Raw genomic sequence first — 18,306 nt, forward strand, 5'->3', positions numbered from 1 at the left:
ACCGAGTAAATCGGCTAAACCCTATAGTATCACTACGATTCTGTATAACCGCAGGTAAATTCACAGTCGGCATGAGAATCCCCTGCGTAAGAAGTTGATGGTACGGTGCCGCGCCGAAGGTCGGAGCGCGGCGGGAGCGGCCCGCAGGCCGCGCGGTCCAGCGAGAAGGGCCAACTGCCCCGCCATGAGCTCACAGCAAGCGCATGCATGTTTATGCATATAGTTGGCTTAGCACTCCCATACATGTCATTCTGTATGACGAGTCCGCCGCATCACGAGAAGTCGAAACGTTGGCGAGCACTTATCGGCTTTAAGCGTGTCGTCGGGCATTCCTGCCGGGCATTCTGTATACTCTTGTCCGTCGCGCGGACAGCGCGTTCAAGCCCGAGTGGTGGAATGGCAGACACGGAGGTCTCAAAAACCTCTGGGGGAAACCTCGTGCGAGTTCGACCCTCGCCTCGGGCACCAAGAATTCGGCCGGCCCCGCGCATTGCGAGGCCGGCCTTTTTCATTGTGTCTATGCCCAAACGCGCCCAGCGAAGGCGGGCGCTCGGCCACGCTCGCCGTAAGCCGTCGCTCGGCCGCAACTGGCGCAAACCAGCCTCAGCCGCCCGCCGCTAGCCCACCCATCGCAGGTAGGGGTTGTGCCCGAGTTCCCAGCTCATCGTGGTGTCGTCACCGTGGCCGGGAAGCAGATGCGTCGACGGCGGAATCTCGTCCGTCGCGCGGCGCAGGGAGTCGAGCATGGCGGGCATATCGCCGCCACGAAGGTCCGTCCTGCCCACGCTACCGGCGAAGATGGTGTCACCGGTAAAGCAGATCCCCTCGGCATCGCCCTCGCCCACGAGCAGAATGCCACCCGGGGTGTGGCCGGGCGTCGAGAGGACGCGGAACCTCGCCGCGCCAACGCCTACGACGTCGCCAGCCTCAAGCAGGATATCCGGCTTAGGCGCGTCATCGTCATAGTTCGCGCCAATCGATAGCTCGCGCTTGGCATGCATCGCGGCATCGGAGTCGGCCGCGGAGATGGCGAACTTCGCGCCCGTAGCCTCGACCAGTCCAAGCACGCCGCCCACGTGATCCACGTGCCCATGCGTGGCAACCACCAGGTCGACCGGCACGTCGAGCTCCTTGGCGATAGTGGCGCCCATATTGGCAGGGTCAACCACAAGCGCGCGACCCTCGCTCACCACGGCATAGCAGTTGGTCGAATGCATGCCGACCTCGACGTGGAAAAGCATGACCTCGAGCCTGCCAGACTCCACGGCCTCGACGCCATCCAGTCCCATAGCGCCCGCATTGTAGATGCCCATGCCAGCTATCTCCTCCCGTGAATCGAGCTCGCGCCCTCACCGGGCATGATGCGCCTCGCGTCATAGACAGAGGGCACGCGGCCGATCGTGGCAAGCAGCGTGTCGAGCAGGTTCGCGTCGCTGATGGCGATGAGGAAGCGGAGCTTCGCCACGCCATGCGAGTTGGTGTTCGTCGCGGCGGAAAGGATGTTGCCACCCGCGTCTCCCACGGCGATCGTAACGTCCTTGAGCAGGCCCATGCGATCCGTCGCCTCGACGACGATCTCGACCTGGAACTGCGTGGCGCCGGAGGTATCCCACTCGACGTCGATCATGCGCTCCGGGTGAGCCATGAGACCCTTCACGTTGGGACAGTTCGCACGGTGGACGGACACGCCGCGGCCACGCGTGATGAAGCCCACGATCTCGTCGCCTGCGACGGGGTTGCAGCAGTGCGCGAGGTGGACGAGGAGGTCCGCGTCACCCTTGGCAACGACGCCGCAGCTCGTGCGCTTGCGACCGTCGCCTGGCTTGCGACCGCGTGTGGCGCGCGTCTGCTTGTTACCGACCATCGGCACGTCCGCCTCGAAGAACTGCTGGCGGGCGGCGTTGGCCTCGGCGTTCGCCTTCTGCTGGGCGGCGAGCACCTCCTCGGGCGAGCCCTCCTCAAGGATGGCCTCGACCTTGTTGGCGACGGACTTGGCAGTGAGCTTGCCGTTCGCGATAGCGGCGAACATGTCGTCCGTGGTCTTGAACGACTGCGCCTCGGCGGCGCGGTTGAGCGCCTTGACGCTCCTCGGCGTGGAGATGCCATAGCCACGCTTGCGCAGCTCGCGGGCGAGTTCGCCGCGTCCGGACTCCGCATCGTCAGACTTGGTCGAGGCGGCGAAGTACTTGCGGATCTTGGCGCGCGCGGAGGGCGTGGCTACGATGTTCATCCAGTCGCGGCTGGGCTTGGAGTTCTTGTTGGTGAGGATCTCGATGCGGTCACCCGTGGCAAGCGGCGTGGTGAGCGAGACCACGCTGCCGTTCACCTTGGCGCCCACGCAGTGGTTGCCCACCTCGGTGTGCACCTGATAGGCGAAGTCAAGCGGTGTGGAACCCGCACGCAGGCTCATGACCTCACCCTTCGGCGTGAAGACGAAGATCTCGTCGCCAAAGAGGTCGACGCGCAGGTCCTCGAGGAACTCGTGCGGGTCAACCATGTCGTCCTCGACCGTCCAGTCGAGGCTGCGGCGGATCCAAGAGATCTGCTTGTCGACGCTCTTGTCGTCCTGGCTCATGTTGCCCTGCGAGTTGCCGGCGCGCTTGTAGAGCCAGTGGGCGGCAATACCGTACTCGGCCTGCTCGTGCATCTCGCGCGTGCGAATCTGAATCTCGATGGGGCGCGCGTCCGGGCCAACCACCGTCGTATGGAGCGACTGGTAGCCATTGGGCTTGGGCGTGGCGATGTAGTCCTTGAAGCGGCCCGGCAGCGGATGCCAGAGCGAGTGGACGGCGCCAAGCGCGCTGTAGCAGTCACCCACGGTGTTGAGGATGACGCGCAGGGCGATAAGGTCGTAGATGTCCGAGAACTCCTTGCCCTTGCGCTTCATCTTGAGGTAGATGCTCCACAGGTGCTTCGGGCGTCCTGTGATCTGGATGCCGTCAAGACCGACGCGGCGAAGCTCGTCAGTGAGGGTCTTGATGGCCTCCTCGGTGTCACGTTCGCGCTGGTCGCGAGAGTCCTGCACCATGCGGGCGATGCGCTGGTACTCCTCGGGCTCGAGGTAGAAGAAGGCAAGGTCCTCGAGCTCCCACTTGATGGAGGAGATGCCGAGACGGTCCGCGAGCGGGGCGTAGACGTCCATCGTCTCGTGGGCCTTGAATACGCGGCGATCGGGCGGGAGGGCGGCTAGCGTGCGCATGTTGTGCAGGCGGTCCGCGAGCTTGATGATCACGACGCGAATGTCGCGGCTCATCGCGAGGAACATCTTGCGCAGGTTCAGCGCCTGCTTGGCGTCCATCGAATCGACTTCGATGGACGTAAGCTTCGTGACGCCGTCGACGAGCTCGGCCACCGTCTCGCCAAAGAGCTCGGAGAGGTCCGAGAGCGTGGCGGGCGTGTCCTCGACCGTATCGTGGAGCAGGGCCGCGCAGATGACGTCCTCGTCCATGCGAAGGTCATGCGCGAGGATGAGGGCCACCTCGACGGGATGGTTGATGTAGGGCTCGCCGCTCCTGCGCCTCTGATCGCGATGGAACTCGGCAGCGAAGCGATAGGCCTCGTCGACCTTGGCCATCTCCTCCGGAGTGAGGTAGCGCGAGCAGGTCTTGCGCAGCAGCGGGTAATCGTCCGCGCCGACCTCCGGCGCGCCCTCGGGCGGAGCGGTAACGTGTCGCTCGACATCCGTCGAGGCCTCGTGCTTGGTGTCAGCCATGGGGCTCACTCCCCTCCCTCGCGCGCCATCGTCCCAAAACCGGGAACGATGGGCCTGTTGATGCGCCCAATCAGCTCTTCAGGCGTCGCTGAGAGCACCCAGTCGCGGAACTCGCGAAACTCGGCGCCAGACCTCATGCCCTCAAGGTAGCGGATTGACTGGTCAAGTTCCATACGCTCGGGCGACTCCGCCATGCAAATCCGACGCTGCGTGCCATATCCCTCGACCGTCAGAAAGCCCAGGTCGCGGAAGATCGCGATCCCCGCGGAGACCGACCGCTCCTCAAGGCCGCATCCCGGGGTTACCTGGAGACACGCATCGAGTAGCTCGGCGTTCGTATGCGCGATGCTGCTCTCGCCCGCAGCGGCGGCACGCGCGGAGAGCGAGCGGAGCGCGCGCCACAGGCAGACGAGCTCGTCTCGGCCGGGTGCGTAGGAGGACAGGATGCGCTCGTTCACGCGGGCGTCGCGGGCGCCAAACATCAGGTGAATGGTCGCGGGCTTGCCGTCACGGCCGGCACGGCCGCTCATCTGGTTGAACTCCACCGCGCCGAAGGGCATGTGGTAGAGCATGACGTGACGGATGTCGGGCAGGTTCACGCCCTCGCCAAAGGCGCTCGTCGAGATGACGCAGGTGAGCTCTCCGGCGCGGAAGGCGTTCTCCACGCGGTTGCGCTCGGCACGGGTAAGGCCCGCGTTGTAGAAGGCGATGTGGGGCGCGAGCTCGGGATTCGTCTTGCGAAGCGCGCGAGCGAGCACGACAGACTGCTCGCGAGAGTTCACGTAGGCGACGCACTTCTCCCCCGTGCTGGCGATTGCGGTGAGTGCCGCGTCGCGGTCACGGAGCTCGCGCGAGTCATCGAGGACGAGGTTCTCGCGGCAGGTGTCGTCGACGAACACGCTCCCGATCGAGGCCAGGCGGCAAATCTCGCGGGCAACGGGCTCGGCGGCCGTGGCGGTCACGGCAAGGACCGTCGGGTTGCCCAGCTCGTCGAGCACGCGGGGAAGCTCCTGGTAGGCGCCGCGATTGCCACCCTTCGAGGTGCCGGCGTGATGCGCCTCGTCGATGACGACAAAGCCCACGCGCGAGCCACGGGCGAACTCGCGGGAATGGATGGCAAGGAACTCCGGCGTGGTGAGGACGACGTCGACCTCCCCCGCGGCAAGGCCGGAAAAGACCTCGGCGCGGACGTCCGGCGTGGACTCACCCGTGAGGACGCGGGCGGAAAGGCCGAGCTCGGCGAGCTCCCCGGCAATGTGGAAGCTCTGGTCCGCCACGAGGGCGCGCAGCGGGTACACGAAGACGCTCGCCTGCTTGCGCGCGAGGGCGATGCGCGCGGCGTGCACGTGGAAGATGAGGGACTTGCCGCGGCCCGTTGCCATAACGCAAAGGGTGCTCTTGCCCGCCTCAAGCGAGTCGAGAGCGAGCCTCTGCGCAGGAAGCAGGTCATGATTGCCGATGAAGCGATGGACGAGCGATGCCGTGAGGTCCTCGCCCGCGGGCGAGGCGGAGGCGTCGCTTGCGGGCACTGCCGCGAGCAGGCCCTCGCGAGAGTCTGACGCGAGAATCTGGGGGACGCGGGAGAATATCTCGTTGACGATCGCGGGCGCGGGAGCGGAGTCAGCCGTGCGATAGATGATGTCGCGCACCATGAGCTTGGGCTTCGTGCGGCCCTGCCAGGTCTCCGCCACGGCCTCGAAGACGAGGTCGACGGCACCCTCGTAGTCGCACGCGCTCTCGACGTCCGGTGTACGGAACATGATCGCCGGCACGGTGTTCACGCCGTCCGTGGCAAGGAAGCGCAGGTGCTCGCCCGAACGGCCCACGCGGCTGCGGGCGCGCATGACCACGCCCGTCGCGGCAAGCAGGGGAACCTTGTTCCCCTGGCCAAACGGCTTCAGGACGGAGAGGGAGTCGATTGTTGGCACGTCCAGCTCATCGAGGCCAACGATGGCCGCGACCTCATCCGTATCGACGAACTGCTCCTCCGGCAGCTCCGCCATGACGGCCTCGAGGCGCTCGCGGAAGGCGTCGAGGTTCTCGGCGTCGATGGTGACGCCCACGGCGCCGGCGTGGCCACCAAAGCGCACGCAGAGATCCGCGCACTTCTCGACCGCCTCGAAGAGGTTGACGGAGCCGACCGAGCGACCGGAGCCGTGCGCCACGCCGTCCGAGATGGAGAACAGGATCGCAGGCACGTGATAGCGGTTCACGACGCGCGAGGCGACGATGCCCTTCACGCCCTCGTGCCAGCCCTCGCCACCCACGACGATGGCACGGCCGCCGTCATAGGTCTCCTCCACCATCGCCATGGCGGCGTCGGCGAGCTCGCACTCTATGTCGCGGCGGTTCTGGTTGATGGTCTCGAGCTCGGCGGCGAGACGGGCCGCCTCATCCGGATCGTTGGAGATGAGCAGGTCGAACGCCACATCGACGTCACCCATGCGACCTGCGGCGTTAAGGCGCGGGACGAGGGAGAAGGGCAGGCCGCCCGCCTCGATCTGGGTGAGGTCGCAGCCAGCGGCCGCGGCGAGCGCAACCAGGCCGACGCGCTTGGTGTGACGCATGAGCGCGATGCCCTCCGTGACGAGGGCGCGGTTCTCGCGCGTGAGGTTCATCATGTCGGAGATGGTACCGAGCGTCGCCACGTCCGTGTACTCGCGCCAGAGGTCCGGCCTGCCAAAGCGGCGGCCCAGCTCGTGAACGAGCTTGAGGGCAACGCCGGCACCAGCAAGGTCGCAGCTGGGGCAGCTATGGTCGAGCTTGGGATCGCAGACGGGAACGCCCTGGGGCACGAGGTCAGCGGGCTCGTGGTGGTCCGTCACGACGACGTCGATCCCCTCGGAGCGAACCATCTCGACCTCGACCGCGGCAGCGACGCCATTGTCGACCGTGATGATGAGATCGGGGTTGCAGCCCTCCACCACGCGCTGGAGCGCCTCGGAGGAAAGGCCGTAGCCCTCGCCGAAGCGCCTGGGGATGTAGGGGTGCACCTCGGCACCAAGGTCACGAAGCGCGAGCGTAAGGAGGCAGGTCGAGCTCATACCGTCCACGTCGAAGTCGCCAAAGACGGCGATGGTCTCGCCGTTGCGCACGGCTCGCTCGACGCGGTCGGCCGCGGCGGGCAGGCCAGGAAGCTCGAGCGGATCAAGCCAGTCCCTGTCAAGCGACGGGGTGAGGAACTCTTGGGCGCTCTTGGCATCGCGAATGCCGCGCGCCACCATGACGCGCGCCACAAGCGGTGACACGCCACAGGCGATGCGAATCTCGTGCTCGGCGGCAACGTCGCCGGGCAGCAGATGCCAACGCCCGCTCTCTCGCAGGCCGCTCATCTCTACTCGCCGTCCGTGACGCCAGCGGCGCCGTCCTGTGCTGCCGTGAACTCGTCACCGGCGGTCTCAAACACGTCCGCTGCCGTGCGGACGCAAATGGCGGCGGGCGCGAAGAGGCCAAGCGCGACGAGCAGAGACGCCGTGCCGGCGGCAAGGGTCACCGCAAGCTCGCGGGCAAAGCCTTGCGCGAAGAAGGCAGTCGCGACGGAAAACGCGAGCACGACAACAGCCGCCTTGACGAGAAGGGCGAGCTCAGGGCCCGTCGCCTGCTGCTGGCTCTTCCGCACCGAGGAGCCCTCGTTGCGAGCCGCGCGATAGCGGGCGGCCATGCGCACGCCGCAGATGATGGAGATGACCTCGGTGGTGGCCAGGCCGAGAAGCTCGGCACGGCCGAGGATGACGAGCTCGAAGCGATAGAGGATGGTCAGCACGCCAAGCGTGATGGCAACAACCGCGACGGAGAGCTTCGCCGCGAGGAAGCCCGCGCGGCCAAGCTTGGCGGAGGCGACGGCACCGGCAACGATCGCGAGCGCGAGCGCCGCCACGGCCGCGAGCTCGCGTGCGTGGCCACGAGCGCGAGCGCCGACGGAGACGGGCTCGGTCTGGGAGAGGGAGCAGGGCAGCTCGCCGCCCGAGAGCGCGGCGGCATACGCCGTGGCCTGGTCCTCGGTATAGCCACCGGAGATGCTGATCTTGCTGCCCTCGATCTTGTTCTTCACGGAGGGTTCGGCGATGACCGCACCGTCGAGCAGCACGGCGATCTGGCCAGAGGAGGAGGCGAGGTCCTCGGTCGTGGAGGCGAGCGCGGAGGCGCCATCAGAGTTGAGCGAGACGGAAAGCGCGTAGTAGGTCATGCCGTAGTAGCTCTGGGAGACCACGGTGGCGCCCTTCACCTCGTCAGAGGTCAGGAAGGGCTCGTAGGTGCCCTCGTCGAGGGTGACGCCCGAGGCGCCGGCCTGGAGCTGCTGGAGGGCGTCCGCGTCAGACACGGAGTCGAGGCGGGCGAACTCGAGGTGTCCCTTGCGCGTGAGGGCGGAGGCGACGGAGCTCGCATCATAGCCCGCGGGCACGCGCAGCTCGAAGGTGTCGTCGCCGGTCTGGGTGACCTGGATGTCACGCTCGCTGAGGAGCGCGGCGCGGTTCTTGAGGACGGCGAGGGCATCCGCCGCGGTGGTGCCGTCCTCGTAGTCGCTCGCCGTGAGGGTCACGACGGAAGCGCCGCCGAGGTCGCAGCCCAGCGGAATGCCCCACGCGGGAAGGAGCAGGCCCACGAGCGCCAGGATCACGAGCGCGAGGGTCGCAAACAGCACGCCCGAGTGGCGACTGCGCTCCTGGGCGGTGCGACTCGCCGGAGTGTCCGCCTTGGCCGTGGGCTCCTCGGGCCCGGCGTCCGGCTCGTCGGAGGTGCCAGCCTCGGCGTCCTTCTCGGCGTCGGCGGGCTCGTCAGCCTCGGCGTCACCCTCGGGCTCGGCGGCCTTCTCGGCCTCGCCGGGCTCGGCGGCCTTCGCGGGTTCCTCCGCCTTCATGTCCTTCTCGGAATTGGAAATCTCGTCGCTCGATACCGCGGCATCGTCGCGAGCCTCGTCGGCGTCACGCTTCATAGGTCCCCCTTGTGTGGCCGAGCGGCAAAACGCGTCGCCAAACCCGGCCGTAGTCTGTTTAACCCCTCGATTGTACCTAATAGGAGGGCCGCACAGTTGCAGGAGGGTTACCTCTCGGCCTTCGGGGAAGGGTATGTGCCGGCGGCATCGCCAATCACGCAAAGGGGCGACGCGGAATCGCTTCCACGTCGCCCCCGCAGTCACTTACGGCAGGTCTGGCCCAAGCAAGCCGCCAAGCGAAACGCCCTAGAAGTCGTTCGCGGCGGGCGAGTTCATCCAGTCGCGATAGAACTCGGCATAGCGGCCCTCGGCGATGGCGGCGCGCACGCGCTCCATGAGGGCAAGGAGATAGCGAATGTTGTGCTGCGAGAGCAGGATGCCGCCCAGCATCTCCTTCTGGCGCACGAGGTGGTGGATGTAGGCGCGCGTGAAACCGCCACGGCACGCCGGGCAATCGCAGTGCTCGTCCAGCACCCCGTGGTCATGGGCGAAGCGCGCGTTCTTGAGGTTGAGGCGCCCCTCGCTGGAGAAAGCCGTGCCCATGCGCGCGGTGCGCGTGGGCAGCACGCAGTCGAACATGTCGACGCCCGAGGCGACGGCACGCACGAGCGTGGTGGGGTTGCCCACGCCCATCAGGTAACGGGGCTTGTTCTTAGGCATGTGCTCCGCCACGAGCGGCTCGAGCGTCTCGTACATCGTCTCGTGGTCCTCACCCACGGAGTAGCCGCCGATGCCATAGCCCGGGAAGTCGCCGCACTCCTCGAGGTGAGCGAGGCTCCTCAGGCGCAGATCCATGTGCATGCCGCCCTGGACGATGCCAAAGAGCGCCTGGTCAGGGCGCGTGTGGGCGTTCCAACAACGCTCCCCCCACATGCTCGAGAGCTCGACGGCGCGGGCAACGTAGTCCTTCGTGGCCGGATAGCCCGGACACTGGTCGAGCTGCATGCAGATGTCGCTGCCGAGCTTCTCGGCGATGGCCATGTTGTCCTTGGGCGTCCAGCTGACCCAGCGGCCGTCGTAGTCGACGGCGCGGAAGCGCACGCCGTCGTTCGTGAGCTTCATGAACTCGTTGTGGGAGAAGACCTGGAATCCGCCGGAATCCGTGAGGATGGGGCCGTCCCAGCGCATGAACTCGTGCACGCCGCCCATCTCCTCCACCAGGTCCGCGCCGGGGCGCATCGCGAGGTGGTAGGTGTTGTTGAGGATGATCTTCGCCCCGAGGTCGCAAATCTGGAAGGGCATGAGCCCCTTCACCGTGGCCTTGGTGCCCACAGGCATGAAGATGGGGGTGGGGATGTCGCCGTGGGCGGTGTGGAAGACGCCGCAGCGTGCGTGGGTGTTCGGGTCGTTCGCGATGATGTCGAACTTAAAGAGGTTCTCAGGCAGGTCCATACGTTCCTTCTCGTTTGGCGCGGGCGCGCGGCTGGGCGGGGCGCGACTGGGCGGGGCGGCACCGGACTTGCCGGTGCGTGCTCGCTCGCGCCATCCAAGCCGGACGGCATCGCCGCCGGAGCCCGCGCGCTCGCGTTGTCATCCTATGCAATAGGCGATTGTCTCACATTGCCGCGCACATCATGTCCTGCCCATGCGAGACAATGTGGAGGATGACGCGAGAGGGAGGTATTTCATGGCTGACGAGAAGACGGGAATTCCGGAGCGGGCCGCGGATATGCCTGAGGAGGCCACGGTGATCGAGGCGGAGATGGCAGAGGAGGCCACGAGGGCCGAGGCGGCAGAGCAGGAGCCGCTCGAGGAGCCCGTCGAGCCCGCACCCGCGCTCGAGGTCGAGAGCGCGGACGAAGCCACAACGGCCGCGGAGCCCGAGGCATCGGCTCCCGCCACGTCGGAGCCCGCCACACTAGTGCCCGACACGCCGGAGCCCGCCACGCCCGAAACTCCGGAGCCCACCGCCAAGCTCGAGTCCACCGAGCCGGAGCCCGACATGGCGCCCGACTCCCCCGCTCCGCTCGACATAGCCCGCGACCTCGCCGCTTCCGGCGCGGCATCAGTCACGGAGGGCTTTGCCGCCGTACGCGAGGTCTCCGCGGCCAAGCGCGCGCACGCCGCCGCCCGCGACGAGCTCGCCAAGGCCGAGGACGAGCAGCGCTCCCTCGAGGAGGAACTCGACCACCGCTATGAGGTCGAGCAGAACTACCACACCATCTTGGAGGTCCAGAACGCCGAGCTCGCAGAGGCCAACGCGAACCTGACGCAAGCCTCCACGGAGAAATCCGCCCTCGAGGCCCAGCACCTCGCGGCCAAGGATGCCCTCGCCTCGCTCAAAGCCGCCAACGAGCGCGACCTCACTCCCTATCGCGAGCTCGCCAGCTCCGCAAAGGGCTCCCTCGAAGACGCCGAGCGCGCCGCTCGCGAGGCGCGCCGCTCGGTCAAGACCGCCCAAGCCGCCGCAGACAACGCTATCAACACGCGCGACTCGCGCGTCCAGGCCGCCATGCGAGCCGCGGACAACGCCGCGAGCCGCCTCCAGCGTCTCCAAGACAAGCTTGCCGAGCTCAAGCGCGACCTCTCGACCGGCGCCAAGGAGCTCTCCGAGATGAGCGGCGGCGTCGCGGCGGCCCTCGCCCAGCTCGAGAACGCCCGCGCGGACGTCACCCGCGTCACCGCGGAGACCTCGCAGGCGGCGGAGATTGCCCAGACACACCTCTACACGCAACGCAAGTCTCTCGAGGTCCTCGAGGATGACCTCGCCAGCGCCCAGGCAGACGAGAAGGCCAAGCGCGAGAAGTACAACGAGCTCAAGGCCTCCGCGGATGAGCGCGAGCGCGAGGCGTCGGACAAGGTGAGCGACCTCGCCTCGAAGATCGAAGAGCAGGAGGAGCTCGCGACGGTCTCCCAGGGGCGCATCGACGCCGCAACCGCCACCATCGAGGAGGCCGAGGACATCCACGCCCACCCCGAAGTCACGGCGGCCCTCGCAGAGAAGGTCAACGCCGCCACGGCGAAAACCGAGGAGCACAAGCGTGTCGTCGCGAGCCTGGCCGAGGAGGAGCGGATCGTCCGCGAGCGCACGCAGCACTCACGTCGCATGTTCTACGCCGTGATCGTCGCCGCGGTTGCGATCGTCATCATTGCCATCCTGTTCTTCGTCATGCAATAGCCCGGGCAGGCTACGTCCCGCTTCCGCATGCCGCGTAATAATTTGAATAAACTTGTTAGCCATAGTTAACTTCTGCTCGAAAAAGGGTACTCTTGCGGTGATAGCAAGCGATCCGGGCAAAGCTCGGCCGCAAAAACCAAGGAGGCTCATATGGCACAAATCGCTCAGCACGCCCCGGAGGCAGAAGACCGGGATCAAGCGGCCAACGCAAGGATGGCCGACAAAACGATGCAGCTCGTCCTCATCCGCCATGGCGAGTCCGAGTGGAACAAACTCAACCTGTTCACCGGCTGGACCGACGTTGAACTCACCGAGACGGGCAGGAAGGAGGCCGCCGCTGGCGGTCGCGCACTCAAGGAGGTCGGTTTCGACTTCGACGTCTGCTACACCTCGCGGCTCAAGCGTGCCATCCACACCCTCAACCTCGTCCTCGCCGAGATGGGGCGCGAGTGGCTGCCCGTCATCAAGTCCTGGAAGCTCAACGAGCGCCACTACGGCGCTCTGCAGGGCCTCAACAAGGCGGACGCCGCAGCCGAGCATGGCGACGAGCAGGTGCTCATCTGGCGCCGCTCCTTCGACGTGCGCCCACCCGCGCTCGCGCCCGGCGACGAGCGCGACCCGCACGTCCAGGAGCAGTACCGCGACGTTGCGCCCGACCAGCTCCCCTACACCGAGTGTCTCAAGGACACCATCGCGCGCGCCTGGCCTTACTTCGAGGATGAGATCCGTCCGCAGATGCTTGCTGGCAAGCGCGTACTCATCGCCGCCCACGGCAACTCGCTGCGCTCACTCATCATGAAGTTCGAGAACCTCACCCCCGAGGAAATCATCAAGGTCAACATCCCCACCGGAGTGCCCCTCGTCTACACCTTCGACGAGAACTTCAACGTGCTCGACAAGCATTACATCGGCGACCCGGAGACCATCGCCGCCAAGATCGACGCCGTCGCCAACCAGGGCAAGGCGCACAAGTAACGGCCATGCTCAACTACCTCAAACGACACTTCGGCGCCGAGAGGACCGGCACGCACGGAGGCCTGGAGATCCTGCGCCACATAGGCCCCGGCCTCCTCGTGACCGTTGGATTCATCGACCCGGGCAATTGGGCCTCGAACATGGCGGCGGGCTCGCAGTTTGGCTACTCGCTGCTGTGGATCGTCACGCTCTCGACGCTCATGCTGATCGCGCTGCAGCACAACGCGGCGCACCTGGGCATCGCCACCGGCACGTGCTTGGCCGAGGCGACGACGCGCCACCTGCCACGTTTCGCAAGCCGCGTCATTCTTGGCAGCGCCTACCTCGCCACCGTCGCCACGGCCATGGCCGAGGTGCTCGGTGGCGGGATTGCGCTCGAGATGCTGTTTGGCCTGCCGCTGCACCTTGGCTGCGTCATCATGGCGACGGCCTCGGCTGCGATGCTGCTCACAAGCTCCTACAAGCGTTCCGAGCGCTGGATCATTGCCTTTGTGAGCATAGTGGGCCTCTCGTTTCTGGCAGAGCTCGCCCTGGTCGAGGTTGACTGGCCGAGCGCAACCATGTCCTGGGTAACCCCAAGCCTACCCAATGGCTCGGCAGCCATCGTGGTGAGCGTGCTCGGGGCGGTGGTCATGCCGCACAACCTCTTCTTGCACTCCGAGGTCATCCAATCCGTGCACTTCGAGGGCAAGGGAAGGGAGGTCATCGAGGAGAGGCTTCGTTATGAGCTCTTCGACACGCTCTTCTCGATGGGCGTCGGCTGGGCGATAAACTCGGCGATGGTAATCCTCGCAGCGACGACGTTCTTCTCGCACGGCATCGTCATCGACGACCTCGCAGCGGCCGCGGCGACGCTCTCCCCCATCCTTGGACCCGCGAGCTCGACGATCTTCGCCGTGGCGTTGCTGTTCGCCGGACTCTCCAGCAGCGTGACCGCGGCCATGGCAGCAGGCACCATCACCGCAGGCATGTATGGCGAGGAGTACGACATCCACGACAGGCATTCCTCGATCGGCGTGGTGGCGTGCCTTCTGGCAGCGGTGGTGGCGTGCCTGGCGGTGGGCGACGCCTTTGCAGGTCTCGTCTGGAGCCAGGCCCTGCTCTCGCTTCAACTGCCGATCACGGTGTTTCTGCTGATACGACTCACAAGCTCGCGAAAGGTCATGGGCGAGTACGTCAACTCGCGACCGCTCACGGCGCTGCTCGTGGTTATCGGCATCGTCGTGACGACCCTTGACGCCGTGCTGCTCGCGTCGTGACGGCAAGCGGTGTCGTACCGCTCACATCGTGGCGGTACGACACCGCACCACTCGCCGGAGTGCGAGGAATGGCGACCGAAGCCGTTCCACGAGCGCGCTCACGGCGCGCGACCCCACGGTTACTCGATAAGCATCGCATCGCCGAAGGACAGGAAGCGATAGCGCTCCCTGATCGCAGCGGCGTACGCATCCATGATCTGCTCGCGCGTGGCAAGCGCGGAGACGAGCATCATAAGCGTGGAGCGCGGCACGTGGAAGTTCGTGATGAGCGCATCGACCACGTGATAGGTGCTGCCAGGCATGAGGTAGAGCTGGGTGGTCGCATTCGCGCGAGCCACAACGTCACCGCGGCCAAGGGTGTCCGCGCCGTCCGCGCAGCCCTCGAAATGCCTCGCCACGACGGCGGGCGTCGAGACGGGAGCCTCGGCATCGAACGCGCTCTCGAGCGAGCGAACGGCCGTGGTGCCCACCGCGACGACGCGATGACCGGCGGCCTTCGTGGCATGAACGGCATCGATGACGTCCTGGCCAACGTGGTAGCGCTCGGTGTGCATGACGTGCTGGGTCGGGTCATCCTCCTCCACCAGGCGGAAGGTGTCGATACCCACCTCAAGCTCGACCGTCGCCCAACCGACGCCCTTCTCCTTGAGTCGCTCGATAAGCTCGGGGGTGAAGTGGAGACCAGCCGTGGGAGCCGCTGCGGAGTGCTCCTCGCTCATGGCGTATACGGTCTGGTACTTCTCGGGATCACCCTCGTAGCTGGTGATATACGGCGGCAGGGGCACATGGCCGGCGGCATGGATGGCGGCATCGAGCGTGCGGGGCTCGCCCGTGGCGGGGTCGACGCCCTGAGCCTCGAAGCGCACGAGGCGCCCACCCTTGGAATCCTCCACGAAGTCGAGAACCTCGCCAGTGAGAACCACCGGCGAGCTCTCCGGCGCGTGGAGGCCACCGGCGCGGTACTCGATGACGGCGCCGGGCTTCAAGCGCTTGCCGGGGTTGACGAGGCACTCCCAGATGCCGCCGAGGGCATCGAGGTCCTCGCGGCGCTTGAGCAGGAGGGTCTCGGCGACGCCACCCGTCTTGGCCTTGTGGCCCACGAGACGGGCGGGCATGACACGCGTCTTGTTGGCGACGAGCAGGTCGCCCGGCTCAAGGTAGTCGACGATGTCATAGAAGTGACGGTGCTCGACGGAACCTCCGTCCGCGATCGCCTCGGCAGTTCCGGTGACTCCATCTCCCCCGTCGCGGTGAAGGACGAGCAGACGGCACGAGTCACGAGGCTCGGCGGGAGCCTGGGCGATCAACTCGTCCGGCAGCGGGTAGTCAAAGTCATCGGTGCGCATGGTCTTGGTTCCTCTCGTTGTTTTGTCCGCAAGAGAGTTTAGCGCCCCGGGCGACGGAATACCACGCCACCCGGGGCGCCTTCGACGCCCGCTATTCCTCGAGCGCCCGCCGGGCCTCGCCCTTCTCCTCCTTCTCCTCTTCCTTGATCTCCCAGTGGATGAGGAAGGTGAGCGCGGCCCTCAGGGCGATGATGCCCGCGACGGTGCCGATCTCGTGCCAATCGCGCACGATGACCGTGCGCAAGATCTCGCTGCCCAACTTGAACTCGAGGCCCATGGCGAGGCCCTTCGCGAGCGTGAGCTTAGTCTCTGGCGAGCGAGTCAGGTACAGGTAGAAGCCGCGAATGCCCGAGAAAATGATGATTCCGACGCCGATGAATTCAAACAGCAGGATGGCGACCTCGACGATGTTCTCCATGTAGAAGTCGAGCGCGCCCATGATCAGCTCAAACATACAGTCAGCCTCCGTCTCACCACCCGCCTGGCCCGGGCGCGTTAAACGCCCGGGACTCCCGATTGCCCCCAGTTTTGATAGCCCCTAGTCTTAACGCTACCCTATTTTCAGCAGCTCGGACAATGGGTTCCGCCAGTGGCCGGTAATCAGATCCGGCCGCATGGCGCGGTGGCACGATCGGCAGAGCGTTTGCCCAGGCGCTTCCCAAAACAAAAAGGGCCCCGGCGTGAACCAGGACCCTTCGAACATCCAATGGCGGGATATGCGGGGCTCGAACCCGCGACCTCCGACGTGACAGGCCGGCGCTCTAACCAGCTGAGCTAATACCCCGTGTCAGGTGCGAGGGTTATAGTACAGGAAGAGTTGCCGCATTGTCTAGAGCTTATTTCTACATGTGTGGAAATTGTTGATAGCGCAGGTAGATGCCAACGATCGAAACGCGCCGCAAGCGCGCCTCGAAACTCAAGCCAATCAAACCGCCGAGCAACCCAGCCGCCGAGACATGCGTTTCTTCGAGTTATCCGCCTCAATCCACCGTCGCAACTCGAATTAACGCATGTCTCGGCGAGCGCAACGAAGCGCAGGGGCAGTCAGAACGCGAGGGACGGCCAGCGCGGCGAGCGCGGTAAGGCGACGCGCGCGAAACGGCGTAGTTCGCCGGCACGCTCACGCATGCCGCGGTCAGCCACGATAGACCTGCCAGTGCTCGACACGACCATGGTCCTCGACGTGATGAGGGGCAAAGCCGAGCTTCTCCTGCACGCGAGCCGACTTCCGGTTGCCGGCATAGTGTGCGCACCAGAGCTGGTCGCACCCAAGGTCGCCAAACGCTCGCGCGATCACGGCCCGGGCCGCCTCGGGAACAAGCCCGCGGCCCCAATAGGGCTTGCCAATCCAATACCCCAGCTCAAGCGCATGGTCAGTCGTGGCGACATCCTGGAGCCGAGGCTTCATCAACCCAATCGAGCCAACGGGCTCGGCGGTCTCGCGCAACACGATGGCGTAGGTTTCCGGAGCGCCGAAAACGTCGCGAATGACCTCGCGGCTCATCTGGACCGACGTATGCACGGGCCAGCCAGCCGCAGGGCCAATCTCGGGATCCGAAGCGTACTTGTAGAGGGCCTCGGCATCAGAATCCTCCCACGGGCGAAGGATCAAGCGCTCCGTTTCGAGCACCACGAAAATCATCCTCTCATAGGTCCCGGACAAAAGTCGCGAACAAGACCCCGACCCACCCGCGCACGGGCACCGCGCTCGCGCGCGGGCACGTCGCCCACGCGCACGTCCACCTCGCCCGCAGGCGACCCGCTCACGCGCAAGCAGGTACAAAGAGCCGAAATACTCTGTTCACCTGTCTAGCGTAAAATACAACACTTCAAACACCAACCACGGGCGAGAGGAAACCCATGTCCGTAAAGTGCAATATCATGTGTGACTCCACCTGCGACTTCACCGCCGAGCAGGCGACGGAGCGTAACGTCACCATCCTCCCCTTCCACTACGTCGAGGCTGACAAGCCCAACGGCGGCCTCTGTGGCGACGATGACCTCTTCCAGTCTCGCAGCGCCCACGAGTTCTATGACGCCATCCGTCACGGAGCCACGCCCATGACCTCGCAGCCCTCCCAGCTCGAATATGACGAGGCGTTCCAGGCCGCTTACGAGTCGGGCGTGCCCACCGTGCTCTTCTGCATCTCAAGCGCTCTTTCCGGCGGCTACAACGGTGCCGTCATGAGCCTCGACCGCCTCAAGGAGGCCCACCCTGACGAGGAGATCCGCATCTACGTCGTGGACTCGCTCCTCGCCTCGACCGCGCTCACGCTCCTCCTCAACGAGGCGTGCAACAAGCGCGACGAGGGCATGAATGCCGAGCGTCTCGTCATATGGGCCGAGGAGGCGCGCTATCGCGTCCATACCCTCTTTATGGTGGATAACCTCGACGCCCTCCACCGAGGCGGGCGTCTTCCCAAGGGCGTGGCGGTCATCGGCGACGCCCTCGACGTCAAGGCGCTGCTGCACTTCAACCTCGACGGTTCGCTCGGCATTCGCTCCGTCGCGCGCGGCCGCAAGAAGGGCATGCGCAAGCTCGTTGACTACTATGCGAAGAACGTCAAGATCGAGGACGAGGCCAACGTGTGCGGCGTCGGTGATGCTGACGTGGCGGACGAGGGCTTCGGCATCGCCTCCGAGCTGCGCGCGCTCGACGACTCGCTCGAGGTCCTCCGCCCCACCATCGGCCCGACCATCGGCTCCCACGTCGGTCCCGGCATGCTCTCCCTCGTCTTCTGGGGCAGCGACCGCCGCAACGACAAAGCCGTGACCAAGGTCAAGGGCGTCCGCGTCGCCAAGTAGGCCGGCTGGCGAAAACACGGCCAGCTGCCGCAAACACTCTGGCGAGATGCCCGGGCGACAAGCTCCGCGCCCGAGCGTGGCGAGCGCCTTTCGCGCTCGAGCCCCAATTGCTGACAGGACCCACCTCTTGTAAGGATTTGGCCGCCAAAACGGCTCCA

The 18,306-nt window shown here is 65.9% G+C and carries 12 protein-coding genes and 2 tRNA genes; 5 read left to right on the forward strand and 9 right to left on the reverse strand.

From position 1 onward, the window contains the following. Positions 1–382: 382 nt before the first annotated feature. Positions 383–468 (forward strand) — tRNA-Leu (locus Q0H23_RS02555). Between the two features lie 149 nt (positions 469–617). Here Q0H23_RS02555 and Q0H23_RS02560 read toward each other — a convergent pair. From Q0H23_RS02560 to tgt, 5 genes are all read right to left on the reverse strand, one after another. Then, on the reverse strand, positions 618–1,313 hold the full coding sequence (locus Q0H23_RS02560; RefSeq protein WP_293835350.1) for an MBL fold metallo-hydrolase: 696 nt from the start codon (positions 1,311–1,313) through the stop codon (positions 618–620). 5 nt (positions 1,314–1,318) lie between these two features. Beyond that, complete coding sequence (locus tag Q0H23_RS02565; protein WP_293835353.1) at positions 1,319–3,712, reverse strand: bifunctional (p)ppGpp synthetase/guanosine-3',5'-bis(diphosphate) 3'-pyrophosphohydrolase; 2,394 nt, start codon at positions 3,710–3,712, stop codon at positions 1,319–1,321. Positions 3,713–3,717: 5 nt separating this feature from the next. Then, positions 3,718–7,044, reverse strand: a complete 3,327-nt coding sequence (recJ, locus tag Q0H23_RS02570; protein WP_293835356.1) for a single-stranded-DNA-specific exonuclease RecJ — start codon at positions 7,042–7,044, stop codon at positions 3,718–3,720. Between the two features lie 2 nt (positions 7,045–7,046). Further along, positions 7,047–8,645, reverse strand: a complete 1,599-nt coding sequence (locus Q0H23_RS02575) for a hypothetical protein (RefSeq protein WP_293835359.1) — start codon at positions 8,643–8,645, stop codon at positions 7,047–7,049. Positions 8,646–8,891: 246 nt separating this feature from the next. Continuing rightward, positions 8,892–10,037 carry a tRNA guanosine(34) transglycosylase Tgt gene (gene tgt / locus Q0H23_RS02580; RefSeq protein ID WP_293835361.1) on the reverse strand — a complete coding sequence of 382 codons (1,146 nt, stop codon included), beginning with the start codon at positions 10,035–10,037 and terminating at the stop codon, positions 8,892–8,894. A gap of 235 nt (positions 10,038–10,272) precedes the next feature. Here tgt and Q0H23_RS02585 point away from each other — a divergent pair, with 235 nt between their 5' ends. The 3 genes from Q0H23_RS02585 to Q0H23_RS02595 all read left to right on the forward strand — a co-directional run bounded on the left by Q0H23_RS02585 (position 10,273) and on the right by Q0H23_RS02595 (position 13,997). Further along, the gene (locus Q0H23_RS02585; RefSeq protein ID WP_293835364.1) at positions 10,273–11,763 is read left to right on the forward strand and encodes a hypothetical protein; all 1,491 of its coding nucleotides are present in this window, start codon (positions 10,273–10,275) and stop codon (positions 11,761–11,763) included. A gap of 213 nt (positions 11,764–11,976) precedes the next feature. Next, positions 11,977–12,738 carry a 2,3-diphosphoglycerate-dependent phosphoglycerate mutase gene (gpmA, locus tag Q0H23_RS02590; protein WP_293835421.1) on the forward strand — a complete coding sequence of 254 codons (762 nt, stop codon included), beginning with the start codon at positions 11,977–11,979 and terminating at the stop codon, positions 12,736–12,738. Between the two features lie 5 nt (positions 12,739–12,743). Beyond that, complete coding sequence (locus Q0H23_RS02595; protein ID WP_293835367.1) at positions 12,744–13,997, forward strand: Nramp family divalent metal transporter; 1,254 nt, start codon at positions 12,744–12,746, stop codon at positions 13,995–13,997. 119 nt (positions 13,998–14,116) lie between these two features. Here the strand turns inward: Q0H23_RS02595 and queA are convergent, their stop codons facing one another. From queA to Q0H23_RS02615, 4 genes are all read right to left on the reverse strand, one after another. Then, entirely contained in the window at positions 14,117–15,343 is a 1,227-nt protein-coding gene (gene queA / locus Q0H23_RS02600) for a tRNA preQ1(34) S-adenosylmethionine ribosyltransferase-isomerase QueA (protein ID WP_293813875.1), read from the reverse strand. A gap of 91 nt (positions 15,344–15,434) precedes the next feature. Continuing rightward, complete coding sequence (locus Q0H23_RS02605) at positions 15,435–15,797, reverse strand: DUF1622 domain-containing protein (protein ID WP_293813874.1); 363 nt, start codon at positions 15,795–15,797, stop codon at positions 15,435–15,437. A gap of 253 nt (positions 15,798–16,050) precedes the next feature. Further along, positions 16,051–16,127 (reverse strand) — tRNA-Asp (locus Q0H23_RS02610). A gap of 351 nt (positions 16,128–16,478) precedes the next feature. Then, entirely contained in the window at positions 16,479–16,976 is a 498-nt protein-coding gene (locus Q0H23_RS02615) for a GNAT family N-acetyltransferase (protein ID WP_293835370.1), read from the reverse strand. 227 nt (positions 16,977–17,203) lie between these two features. Between Q0H23_RS02615 and Q0H23_RS02620 the strand changes: the two genes are divergently transcribed. Continuing rightward, positions 17,204–18,148 carry a DegV family protein gene (locus tag Q0H23_RS02620; RefSeq protein ID WP_293835373.1) on the forward strand — a complete coding sequence of 315 codons (945 nt, stop codon included), beginning with the start codon at positions 17,204–17,206 and terminating at the stop codon, positions 18,146–18,148. The last annotated feature ends 158 nt before the right edge of the window (positions 18,149–18,306 follow it).

The sequence above is a fragment of the uncultured Parolsenella sp. genome, assembly GCF_934660935.1.
Taxonomy (GTDB): domain Bacteria; phylum Actinomycetota; class Coriobacteriia; order Coriobacteriales; family Atopobiaceae; genus Parolsenella.

Coding starts and splice junctions, on each gene's coding strand:
- Q0H23_RS02560 (WP_293835350.1), bottom strand. CDS start 1,313: ATGGGCATCTACAATGCGGGCGCTATGGGACTGGATGGCGTCGAGGCC.
- Q0H23_RS02565 (WP_293835353.1), bottom strand. CDS start 3,712: ATGGCTGACACCAAGCACGAGGCCTCGACGGATGTCGAGCGACACGTT.
- recJ (WP_293835356.1), bottom strand. CDS start 7,044: ATGAGCGGCCTGCGAGAGAGCGGGCGTTGGCATCTGCTGCCCGGCGAC.
- Q0H23_RS02575 (WP_293835359.1), bottom strand. CDS start 8,645: ATGAAGCGTGACGCCGACGAGGCTCGCGACGATGCCGCGGTATCGAGC.
- tgt (WP_293835361.1), bottom strand. CDS start 10,037: ATGGACCTGCCTGAGAACCTCTTTAAGTTCGACATCATCGCGAACGAC.
- Q0H23_RS02585 (WP_293835364.1), top strand. CDS start 10,273: ATGGCTGACGAGAAGACGGGAATTCCGGAGCGGGCCGCGGATATGCCT.
- gpmA (WP_293835421.1), top strand. CDS start 11,977: ATGGCCGACAAAACGATGCAGCTCGTCCTCATCCGCCATGGCGAGTCC.
- Q0H23_RS02595 (WP_293835367.1), top strand. CDS start 12,744: ATGCTCAACTACCTCAAACGACACTTCGGCGCCGAGAGGACCGGCACG.
- queA (WP_293813875.1), bottom strand. CDS start 15,343: ATGCGCACCGATGACTTTGACTACCCGCTGCCGGACGAGTTGATCGCC.
- Q0H23_RS02605 (WP_293813874.1), bottom strand. CDS start 15,797: ATGTTTGAGCTGATCATGGGCGCGCTCGACTTCTACATGGAGAACATC.
- Q0H23_RS02620 (WP_293835373.1), top strand. CDS start 17,204: ATGTCCGTAAAGTGCAATATCATGTGTGACTCCACCTGCGACTTCACC.